At 38.8% G+C, this 12296-nt stretch carries 8 protein-coding genes; 5 read left to right on the plus strand and 3 right to left on the minus strand.

Annotation, left to right across the window (positions count from 1 at the left end):
• Positions 1–13: 13 nt before the first annotated feature.
• The 3 genes from BT797_RS15075 to gorA all read right to left on the minus strand — a co-directional run bounded on the left by BT797_RS15075 (position 14) and on the right by gorA (position 4705).
• On the minus strand, positions 14–919 hold the full coding sequence (locus BT797_RS15075; RefSeq protein ID WP_045108723.1) for a DMT family transporter: 906 nt from the start codon (positions 917–919) through the stop codon (positions 14–16).
• A 165-nt stretch (positions 920–1084) separates the two neighbouring features.
• Entirely contained in the window at positions 1085–3109 is a 2025-nt protein-coding gene (locus BT797_RS15080) for a methyl-accepting chemotaxis protein (RefSeq protein ID WP_075472661.1), read from the minus strand.
• A gap of 240 nt (positions 3110–3349) precedes the next feature.
• The gene (gene gorA, locus BT797_RS15085; RefSeq protein WP_045108724.1) at positions 3350–4705 is read right to left on the minus strand and encodes a glutathione-disulfide reductase; all 1356 of its coding nucleotides are present in this window, start codon (positions 4703–4705) and stop codon (positions 3350–3352) included.
• Between the two features lie 258 nt (positions 4706–4963).
• Here gorA and prlC point away from each other — a divergent pair, with 258 nt between their 5' ends.
• The 5 genes from prlC to BT797_RS24130 form a co-directional block, all read left to right on the plus strand.
• Positions 4964–7003: an oligopeptidase A gene (prlC, locus tag BT797_RS15090; RefSeq protein ID WP_075472663.1), complete on the plus strand. Its 2040-nt coding sequence runs from the start codon at positions 4964–4966 to the stop codon at positions 7001–7003.
• A 204-nt stretch (positions 7004–7207) separates the two neighbouring features.
• Positions 7208–10195, plus strand: a complete 2988-nt coding sequence (locus BT797_RS15095) for a sensor domain-containing protein (RefSeq protein WP_045108726.1) — start codon at positions 7208–7210, stop codon at positions 10193–10195.
• Positions 10196–10303: 108 nt separating this feature from the next.
• Positions 10304–11068 carry a class I SAM-dependent methyltransferase gene (locus BT797_RS15100; RefSeq protein WP_045108727.1) on the plus strand — a complete coding sequence of 255 codons (765 nt, stop codon included), beginning with the start codon at positions 10304–10306 and terminating at the stop codon, positions 11066–11068.
• Positions 11069–11212: 144 nt separating this feature from the next.
• Entirely contained in the window at positions 11213–11923 is a 711-nt protein-coding gene (locus BT797_RS15105; RefSeq protein WP_045108728.1) for a helix-turn-helix transcriptional regulator, read from the plus strand.
• 116 nt (positions 11924–12039) lie between these two features.
• A partial coding sequence (locus BT797_RS24130) for a hypothetical protein (RefSeq protein WP_217653260.1) occupies positions 12040–12296 on the plus strand: 257 nt, incomplete at its 3' end.

Raw genomic sequence — 12296 nt, forward strand, 5'->3', positions numbered from 1 at the left:
CCAAGTGTCATCATTATTTTGCTGTTACGGTTCGATGTTTTTTACGCCAGTTAATTTGTTGGATGGCGAGTCCGATGATAATTGTTACTAAGCCGATAAAGGTCGAAGGGTGAATTTTTTCCCCAACAATGGCACTTAATAAAAACAGCGAGATAAACGGTGAAATAAAGATAAGATTACTTACTTGCGCTGTATTGGTGGCTAATTTAATAGCCATTAACCACAGTACAAACGAAATCCCCATTTCAAATAAACCGATATAAATTGCCCCTAAAATACCTTCTATAGAACTAAAATTAAAGTCTGCGAGTAGCGCGGTTGCGACAAGGGTAAAGGGTAAACTTAATAAAAATCCAAGTAACAGACTAATAATAGGATCATTGTTATTTTTCGCATTAATAATCCAGTAACTTGCCCAAATCAATGTACTTAACAATGCAAATACAACCCCAAGTGGACTTTCAAAATTAAGCCCTAATAGATCACCCTTAGTGGCAATGATTAAGGCGCCGGTATAACTGAATAAGATTGCTACCCAGTCTTTTTTTCGGATCTTTTGACCTAAAAAAGGCACTGATAATAATGTCAGTGTGATTGCCCAAGTATAATTTAGGGCCTGGGCTTGTGATGCGGGCAGTAAGTCATAGGCTTTAAATAACACTAAATAATAGAGAAGCGGATTAATCACCCCTAGTGTAAAATAGAATAGCGGTTGCTTAACAAAATATTGTTTGAGTAAATGCAATTTTTTTTGTTGGTAAGCAATACCCAGAAGTAGCAAAATACTGGTTAATGAGGCAATTAACACCATTTTAATTGGTGCAAAATGGCTAAGGGTGATTTTAAATGCGGAGGCTACCGTTGACCAGAGTAATACTGTTATTAAACCGAGCAACATGGCTTTTTTTTGATTTTTCATTTGTACCAATTTCGGAGGGTGGGTTAGGGCGTATTAGTAGTGTAATCGGCAAGTTTATTCAGATCTAGTGTTTCATGCGGGATAACTTATATTCAAATAGTTAAATTGTGGCTTAAAGCAATAAAGCACGCTCAGCCACTAATTCAAAATGTTAAAATAGAGATTTTAAAAAGCGTACTCTTCGGCGACTTCAGTGAGCTTGTCAGCAACCGTTAATAAGTTATGCGCTGATTGGGTTGCGCCTGTGGCAACAGAGCGTGCTGAGTCGGCACCCGCTGATACATTACTGACATTACGTTCAATTTCTTCTGCCGCGAGACTTTGTTCTTCAATCGCACTGGCTATTTGGTTATTGAGTGACACGATCTTATCGACTGATAATGTAATCGCTTCAAAGGTATTTGAGGCTTCCTTGGCTTGCATTACGCCCATGTTAGCTTGCTCTCTGCCTACAGCCATTACTTTTACGGATTCTTTTGCGCCAGATTGAACACGCTCAATCATTGCTTGGATCTCATTGGTTGATTGTTGGGTGCGGCTTGCGAGTGTTCTCACTTCATCAGCTACCACGGCAAAACCTCTGCCTTGTTCACCGGCTCTAGCGGCTTCAATCGCGGCATTTAATGCCAGTAAATTGGTTTGTTCGGCAATACTCTTGATCACTTCCACTACACCACCAATATCGGCGCAACGATTTTCCAATTTCTGAATCGTATCACTCGATGTTTGTACCTCTGAAGCAATGGCATTAATGGCGATAATTGTTTGATCTACAACTTGTTTACCTTCTAACACTGCACGCTCAGCATCATGCGTTGCGTTGGTTGCATCATTGGCATTAATAGCCATCTCCGTTGATGTGGCTGCCATTAGTTTTATTGCTGCCGCTATTTGGTGAGTTTCCGTTTGCTGCGCGGTGATGGTAGTTTCTGCGGAATTGGTTTTATCTTTAATATCTTGTACTGAGCTATGCACATCAACGGCACTGCTATTGAGCTGCTTGACTAACGTGCGCATGCCATCAATAGTGCTATTGAAATGTTGGGCAATAATGGCTAATTCGTCACTACTGACAATCTTCACGTTTTGCGAAAGGTCGCCATTTGATACATTCTGTGCAACTTGACTGATACTGTGTATCGTTTCGGTTAGAGAGATATAAATGCTTAATAAGATCACCATGCAAACTACGAATAAGGTAATCAGTATTGCGTAAAAAATACTTAACTCCTTGTTTTTTTCACTCAGTCTAAGCGTTATTTCATCACCTAAGGAACTAAAAGCAACTTGATATAAATCATCTATATTGATACGTAACTTTTCGCCTAGGCGGTACAGGGTATTTGGGTCAACTTTGATCTCGGCAGATTTAGTATTGATTAACTGATGGTCGAGTAAGTCTTCGAGTTTTGTCATGGTCGTTTTAATTTGTTCAAGTGGTAGGGATAACGTGTTGTGATAATCTGGATTAATAGCCACTAATGCTTGAACATCATTGTCTGTTGCCGAAAAAATAATACTTAGCTGGTCAATGCGGCGACTTAAGTCATCAAAACTGGTGGCTGTAAAAGTGGCAAATGCTGCAGTTTCAGCCGCTTTATCACTCACTTGATAAGAGAAGTCGGTGAGTCTTGGTAATTGACTTTGAGTTAAATTAATCAGGTAATAGCTGCTTAGCTGTGGATCAAATAATAATTTACTTTCGCTGTTGATCTCACGGGTACCGATACGCAAGTTTTCTAACATTAAATCGATAGCGTAGAAAATCTCTTCTGGTAATAGGAAGCCACTGTCTGCTTTGAGTTGTTGCCAATCGGTCGTGATCTTATCAAATGCCGATAATTGTAATCCTGTTGCCGCCGTATAGGTGCGGTAATATTGATTGAAGGTGTTTTCTGCTAGCTCTTGTGCTTGTTGTATCTTGTCATCTCCAGGTTCGAGTTCTGCAACTTCTAAGCTTAACAGGTGACGAAAATCAATTAACTTATTGGCAACCTCAGGTAGGGCTTTTAATAAGTGATAGCCTTGTAGCTCTGATTCCGCAAAAGCGATATCTTTTTGTGTTTGCGAGATGATTTTAAATGAGAAAAATACAATCGGTGTGGCAAGTAGTAAGATCACTAAACCAAACTTTTTCTGAAATGATAATCGGCTAATCAGGTAGGTGATTGGCTGCAATAATGTGCCCATAAAAATATCCTTATCAATATGGTGAGAAAGTGGTGAGCCTGCAAAGTATGGTTAAGTCGTTAATGCTAACGTATGAATAATATATCGACTTGTTAAGTGAATGTTAAGCATTTTATGTGCGCATTTAACAAGGAGGGGTCGTTTCGTGATCTCTATAGCGAGATAGAGAATATTATTGAAATGAAAGTGGGAAAGTTGGTGCGCATATCAATTATATGCACACCAGAATATGAGCTAGATCTAGCGCATAGTAACGAACTCTTCTGAGCCCGTCGGGTGGATGGCAACAACGCTATCGAAATCCGCTTTGGTTGCGCCCATCTTCATTGCGACACCAAAACCTTGGATCATTTCATCAGCAGCAAAGCCAATACCGTGTAAACCTACAACGGTTTCTTCTTTACCGGCACAAACCAATTTCATTTTACAAGGCTGACGGTTTGAAGTTATTGCAGTATACATAGCAGTAAAGCCAGACTGGTATACTTTTACGTTTTCTTCACCGTACTGTGCAATTGCTTCAGGTTCCGTTAAACCGATAGTACCAATTGGTGGGTGGCTAAATACAACTGTAGGGATAAGGTTGTAATCCATTTTAGCTGTTGTTTTACCGTTGAATAGACGTTCAGATAATTGACGGCCTGCTTTCACTGCAACTGGTGTTAGTTCAACACCACCTTCCATGATGTCACCTACACAGTAGATACCATCAACATTGGTGTTTTGGTATTCGTCTACTTTGATGTAACCACGGTCATTGGTTTCAACGCCCGTTACTGCAAGGTTAATTTTGTCTGTAGAAGGATGACGCCCGATAGCCCAGATTAGGGTATCAACATTTTGTGATTCGCCATTTTCAAGGTGTAAAGTGATAGAACCATCTACTTCTTTCACTACTTCTTTTGGTACTGAGTTGGTATGTAATTTTGGACCTTCGGTATTCATTACATCAACCAAGGTATCAATTAAGATTGGATCAAAGCTACGTAGTGGAGATTCTTTACGGACAAATAAATGTGTTTCGCTGCCTAAACCATTTAATACACCTGCTAGTTCAACAGCAATATAACCAGCCCCGATAACAGCAACGCGTTTTGGCTGCTCTGTTAATTCAAAGAAACCATTCGAATCAATACCATGCTCAGCACCTGGCACATTAGGAATTGTTGGTGCACCACCAGTTGCAATCAGAATATGATTGGCTGTGTAGGTTTCACCATTTACGCTGACGGTGTTCTTGTCTACGAAGGTCGCAAAACCTTTGATCACAGTAACCTTATTATTACCTAATACATTGTCATAAGAAGTGTGGATACGGCCGATATACGCTTCACGTGCCGCAACTAATTTACCCCAATCAAGGCCCTTATTTTCAACATCAAAGCCATAGTCTTTTGCATAAAGGTGCATAGCTTCGGCGATTTGTGCGCCGTGCCACATCACTTTTTTCGGTACGCAACCAACATTAACACAAGTACCACCTAGCGCATTTGCTTCAATGATAGCTACTTTTTTACCGTGCATTGCAGCTCTGTTCGCTGATGCAATACCGCCGCTACCACCACCAATGGCAATATAATCAAAATGTTGTGACATATTCTTATAGTCCTTAATTGAGAAGATGAACTTATTATATGACTAAGTTCATCACCTTGTTTTGTAATAAAGTTAATTACACAGTTTAAACTGAATTGAGAGATATTATTAGTAGGTAAAGCCATTCACAGTCATTACTTTTACCTATCAATGCTAGTTTGACGCGTTGAACGTTTTTCGATATTTACTCACTATACTTGAAATTATCATTTTATAGCCGCATTAACTAATTAATATCATTATAAATAGGATTACTCTATGACTAACCCACTTTTGACTATGACTGGTTTACCCCCGTTCGCGAGTATTAAACCCGAACACATAGTGCCGGCAGTCACGCAGGCTATTACTGATTGTGAAGCGGTTATTGCTAACGTATTAGCAAATGAAGATGCTGTCACTTGGGCTAACTTGGTTGCACCTCTAGAAGAAAGTGATGATCGGTTAGGACGTGTTTGGTCGCCTATTGGCCACTTGAATGCAGTGGTGAGCAGTGCTGAGTTACGTGAAGCTCATGATGCTTGCTTACCTTTATTGTCAGAGTACCAAACTAAAGTTGGGCAGAACCAAGCTTTGTTTTTAGCGTATCAGCGTTTACATAACAGTAGTGAGTTTGCAACATTATCAACAGCACAGCAAAAAGTGATCACCAATGCATTACGTGATTTCAGATTATCAGGTATTGATTTACAGGATGACGATAAACAGCGTTATGGTGAGATCACTAAACGTTTATCACAACTGACGTCAACATTTAGTAATAATGTTATGGATGCCACTTTAGGTTGGCAAAAAGAGATCACTGACGAAGCATTACTTATTGGCTTGCCTGAATCAGCGAAAGCGGCAGCCAAAGCAGCAGCAGAAAGTAAATCATTAACAGGTTATCTATTTACATTAGACTTCCCAAGCTACTTACCTGTGATGATGTATTCTGAAAATAGAGAATTACGTCGTGAAGTGTACGAGGCATTCTGTACTCGAGCCTCGGATGTCGGTCCCAACGCTGGTAAGTGGGATAACTCGGCGATAATGGACGAGATTATTGCGCTGCGTCATGAGCTTGCTGAATTACTTGGTTTTGCTCATTTTTCCGAAAAATCATTAGCCACTAAAATGGCTGAAACGCCAGCGCAAGTGATTGAATTTTTAACTGACCTTGCTGATAAATCAGTTTCGCAAGCTGAAGTTGAATTAGCTGAAATTCAAGCCTTCGCAAAAGATAATTTCATGGCTCAAACGTTAGAAGCGTGGGACCTTACATTTTATGCTGAAAAGTTAAAACAAGCTAAATACACCATTTCTGATGAAGAGTTACGTCCATATTTCCCTGAAGATCGTGTTATTAAAGGCATGTTTGAAGTGGTTAAGCGCCTATTCGGCCTGAATATAATCGAAGAACTTGGTGCAGAATCTTGGCATGACGATGTGCGTTTTTTCGAAATATTTGATGAAGAGGGTGAATTACGCGGTAGTTTCTATCTTGACCTTTATGCACGAGAGCATAAGCGCGGTGGAGCTTGGATGAACGATTGCTTAACTCACCGTATTAAAGCTGATGGTGAGTTGCAAAAGCCGGTTGCTTACCTAACCTGTAATTTTAATAAACCGATTGGTGATAAGGCTGCGCTATTTACCCATAATGAAGTGACGACGTTATTCCATGAGTTCGGTCATGGTTTGCATCATATGTTAACAAAAGTAATACCTGCCGCAGTATCAGGTATTAATGGTGTGCCTTGGGACGCGGTAGAGCTACCAAGTCAGTTTATGGAAAACTGGTGCTGGCAAGAAGAGGCGCTTGCGTTTATCTCGGGTCATCACGAAACGGATGAACCTCTACCACAAGCTATGCTAGATAAACTATTAGCCGCTAAGAATTTTAATTCTGCGATGGGCATGTTACGTCAAATTGAGTTTAGTTTATTCGACTTCCGGATGCACATGGAATATAACCCTGCGCAAGGTTCAAATATTCAATCGGTATTAAATTCGGTAAGAGAAAAAGTATCCGTATTACCGGCGCCTGAATTTAATCGTTTCCAAAATGGTTTTTCGCATATTTTTGCTGGTGGTTACGCGGCGGGTTATTACAGTTATAAATGGGCTGAGGTATTATCCGCAGATGCCTTCTCACGCTTTGAAGAAGAAGGCATTTTTAATGCCGAAGCGGGTCGTGACTTTATGAACTGTGTGCTTGAACGTGGTGGCAGTGATACACCTATGGCCTTATTTGTAAAGTTCCGTGGGCGTAAACCAAGTACATATGCGTTATTAAATCATTCAGGAATTAATTAATACAATGGATAACTGCTGAGTTGTAGCAGTTATCGTTTAGTTTTGATTTTAAAATAGTGGTAAATTGTGTATTATCTTGACGTGATATTTACTACTATATTTTTAGTGCTAAAGTATTACCATAGTTTTAGATAAGCAGTGGTAATAATTGAAAGGATATCAATCTACTGTAGCTAAACTAACTGAATTTCTGGACAAGGATGTATGATTGATACACTCACACTTAGTGACATGAACATTGATACGACACTATTATTTGAGCCAAACCATCTGGATTTGTTTCTCACTAATTTAGCCACATTACTGCGTGTTGACACTCTTTATGTTGCGACAGTGTGCCCTGAGTCTTTGGATTTATCCATTCTGTCTTGTTTACAGCAGGGAGTATTCGTACCTAATGCTGTGATTGATTTTAAATCTATGCCGTGCTTCGCTGCTTATCAACGTGGCTATGCTGAATATGAGCAAGATTTAGCATCACGATTCCCTGACCAAAAATTACTGCAAGAATGGCAAGCACAAGCATATTTAGGTATCCGTTTAAATGATGTATCTGGTCAACCTATTGGTGTATTATCGGCGTTCTTCCCTCGCCAACTTTCTAGACATAAGCTCGAATTAAATTTAATCCGTTTAGTTTCCGGGTTTTTAGAAAAAGAAATTCAGCTTACCCCTAGCAGCACGCTATCTGATACTCCGACGACATCCACTTATTCTGAAGAACTAAATGCTTATACCTTTTGGCTAGAAGATAATATAGCCAAAGGTCTCTTAAGTAGTTGGAGCTACTTTTTGGAGCAGGATAAATTAGTATGCTCTGATTCTGCCGCCAGTATTATTGAAACCGAGAATGTAGAAAAAATTGATAAACTGGAGGCTTTGTTAGCATTAGTTCATAAATCAGACAAAGCTTCTGTATTTCGTGATTTTTATAATGCTATCGAGTCTAATTCAACGACGTCGATACGTAGTATTTTCAATATTACGACACTAGAAGGAAATGCAAAGCGAATTCAAAGTGATATTTATCCGATTGTTGATGAATCGGGGCTGGTGTATCGTCTAGATTGTATTAGTAAAGATATCACCGCCGAGGAATTAACTAAAAAAAGGGTATCTGCGCAAGAGCGTATTCTTGAAACTGTTTTAGCGACGACGCCTGTAGGATTAGTCAAGCTAAATGCGAAGCGTGAAATTAAATGGGTGAATAAACAGGCATGTAAAATGTTTGGTTATGAATTGGAAGATTTTCATCGTTTACGTGAAAAGGGTGTACTGAATACCAGTAGCCTGAATTTATATTTTGATGAAGATATAGAGCAGTTTGAAGAATATTATCAAGAAATATATGCCAACAAGCGTAATAACTTCACACTTAATACTCGTTATCGCCATCGTGACGGCAGTATCTTATGGACAAAGTTAACGGTTACGGCAGTTAAAGATGACGTTAATAATATTCAATATTTCATTAACACTATTCAAGATCTCACTGAAGAGCAAGATAACAGGCAGCGACTATCCATTATTGAAAGTGTGTATAAACATAGTACTGAAGGTATTATGTTGTGTGATGCGAATGAAAGAATTATAGATGTTAACCCTGCTTTTGAAGACATCACAGGCTATAGCGCCGAAGATGCGATAGGGCGCACGCACGATCTATTACGTTCAGGTGTTCATGATGAAGCCTTCTATAATGGCATTTCAGAAGCGTTATTAAATAACAACGAATGGAAAGGTGTTATTTGGAGTCGTAATCGAGCGGGTGAGATATTTGCGCAACAAGTGACGCTTTCGAGTATTAAAGAAGGTGATAAGCTTAAATATTTCTTTGCTGTTTTTACTGATGTGACAGAAGATAAGAAAACAGAACAACAGATTATGAGCCAGTCTAATTTTGATACGCTCACTGGTTTGCCTAATCGTCAGTATTTTAGTGCTGAAATTCGTCAGGTTATCGATAAATCCGCAAAGAATAGTCAGAAATTTGCGATCCTCTATATTGATATTGATGATTTCAAATCGATCAATAATTCAGAAGACTTTATGGCCGGAGATCGCTTGTTGCAAGAGACTGCGGAGCGATTAAAATACCGAAGTCGAGATAATGATTTCCTTGCCCGAATTGATGGCGATGAATTTGCATTTATCATTCCCGAAGTGGTGAATAAACGTCAAGCCGAAGTATATGCTAAACAGTTACAAGGTGTTTTTGCGCAAGCTTATCAACTCTCAAATCAGCAGCGTTACGTGACAGCATCAGTCGGTATTACTATGTACCCTGAAGATGGGGTATCGGTCGAAGCATTAATGCAAAGTGCCGAGCAAGCAATATTTGAAGCAAAGCGTAAAGGCCGAAATCAATGCGTTATGTTTACGCAAGAATTAAGTGATGCAGCGATACTTAAACATCAAACAGTTGTTGAATTAGCTGATGCGATAAAACGCGGCAGTCTTGATGTGTACTATCAACCTATAGTTGATAATGTCACGGGTAAAATTGATAAGGTAGAAGCTTTAGTTCGTTGGAAGCATAAAGATCGAGGTTTTATCTCACCTGCAGAGTTTATCCCACTGGCTGAAGAAGGTGGTCTTATTCAAGGCTTAGGGGAATATGTATTAGATCAGGCGTGCTGTGACTTGAAAATTTTGCATGAAGCTGGCTATCCTTATATTGAAATGAGTGTAAACCGTTCTAGTCTTGAATTTAAGACTGTTGACATGCAAGTTTCTGAATGGCTCAAAGTTATTGCGTCACATAACTTACCTTATAGTTCGGTGACAATGGAGATAACTGAAAGTTTACTGATGGATATGGATGGTCAGTATATGCAACGTATTAACGCTTTAAAAAATGCCGGAGTTAAAATTGCGATTGATGATTTCGGTACGGGCTATTCATCACTAAATTATTTACGTAGTTTACCTGCTGATATAGTTAAAATCGATCGTAGTTTTATTATTAATATTCCTGAGAACCAACAAGATAATTTACTGCTCGATGGTATCATTACTATCATCCATAATCTGGGGATGAAAGTTGTTACTGAGGGCGTCGAAACAAAAGCACAATTGAATTATCTACAAGAGAACAAATGTGATTACTCACAAGGTTTCTTATTATGTCGTCCGATACCATTGCATGAGCTATTAGAGTTTATGACTAAAAATGAAAGTGTTTTTAATTAACACTCTTTATCTTCATTTAATCATGAACTGAATTTAGGTTGTATTCGTATTTTTTGCTAATATAGGCAATCTAACTCGAATAATTACATCTAACCTTATCAGGCCTACATGAACAGCATACAAATAATCACAACTGATTCACTCTTTTCTGACCATATCGCAGCACTTGCCAAACAGTGGGGTTTTTCTCTTGAGCCTGTGGCCGATGCTCAATTTCAATTAGTATATTCGGATAAGGGACTTGAGCTATTTAAACTTGATGAGCCGAAGTTAGGTTCTGTATATGTTGATTTTGCTGGTGGTGCGGTTAATCACCGTCGTAAATTTGGTGGTGGTAAAGGGCAGGCTATTGCAAAAGCGGTAGGCTTAAAGTCTGGTGTAACACCATCTGTCGTTGATGGTACGGCAGGTTTAGGGCGAGATGCATTTGTGCTGGCATCATTAGGTTGTCATGTCACTATGTTAGAACGCTCGCCAATTGTTGCGGCATTACTGGAAGATGGTTTAAAGAGAGCGGTTGAAGATACTGAGATTGGTGATTGGATTGGAACAAGGCTAAAATTGGTATTTGCATCAAGCTTATCTAAACTAGAAGATTTGGGTATTACTCCTGATGTGGTTTATCTTGATCCTATGTATCCACATAAGAAGAAATCGGCACTCGTGAAAAAAGAGATGCGCGTTTTTCAATCTTTAGTTGGAGCTGACTTAGATGCGGATGGTCTGTTTGAACCGGCAATGCGTGTAGCGACGAAGCGTGTTGTTGTTAAACGTCCTGATTATGCTGAATATATAGCAAATGCTGAACCAAGCATGGCAATTGAAACCAAGAAAAATCGCTTTGATGTTTATGTTAAACAAGCGATGAAGTGATTACCTTGATGTATGTGTATAGTTATTAATATCGGCCAGATATTTTATTTTAATATAATATCTGGAATCCGGCTCAAGGTTTTTAATGTTTAACTATGCTAACCTAGCCTACCAAATAGGCTTAACTATAGACGAGGGATAGTTGTGCTACTTGAACTAGATAATATTGAGAATGAATTGACAAGTTCATATACGTTTACGGATGAAGACTATCGTCTTTTAAGATCTTATGATGGTGTTATTGAAGGTATTGCTACTTTATTTGGTAAGCAATGTGAAGTGATCTTACACTCATTGGAAAGTGTAGACCGTTCTGTGATTAAAATTGAAAATGGTTTTAATACAGGTCGTGTTGAAGGTTCGCCGATCACCGATTTAGCATTAAAGATGCTGCAAGATATATCTGCACAAAATAAGCAATGTTCTAAAGCTTATTTTACACAGACAAAAGATGGTCAAATGATGCGTTCGATGACGATCGCAATCAAAAATCGTTCAGAAAGAACAATTGGTTTAATTTGTATCAACATTAATATTGGTGCATCGTTTATTGATTTTGTTCAGGAGTTATTACCTACACCTGAGACAAGAGAAACTGAGTTGTCTTCTGAAAATTTCGCAACGACAGTTGAAGAATTGGTTGATCGCTCTGTAGAGGAAACAATTGCTGATATTAACAACCGAACTGATATTGCCAATAATGCTAAAAATAAGCACATTGTAATTTCACTTCACCAACAAGGTATTTTTGATATTAAAGATGCGATCAATATGGTTGCGGATAAACTTAATATTTCAAAACATACTGTGTACTTATATATACGTCAAATCAAGTCCGATGAAGCAGAGCTGTAAATAAGCTGCTTATATCTAGAATATTGATGTGTAAGTAAATAAGAAGGTGATTATTGTATGAATAATCACCTTTCTTTCCGAACTTACTCAGCCTGCACACACTTAATGCACTTCATATGAACGATTATCATACAGTCCAATCTATCTGGCTAATTACGACATATAAAACTTGCCAAGTTAATCTAGATCTCTATAATGCGACCTCACTGACACGGCAACAGCCGCTAGGTAAAGGTGTTTATCAGTATCGAAAGTTACTTATTAAACTTCCTGAAATTAAAGTGCGATATGCGCTTGACTTCAAAACTGGTTGCCGTAATATACGCAGCCTGACAACGACGCGACAGCGTTGCTGTCAATGCTCTTTAACAAT

Origin of the sequence: Moritella viscosa, assembly GCF_900120065.1 — a bacterium.
Classification (GTDB): Bacteria; Pseudomonadota; Gammaproteobacteria; order Enterobacterales; family Moritellaceae; genus Moritella; species Moritella viscosa.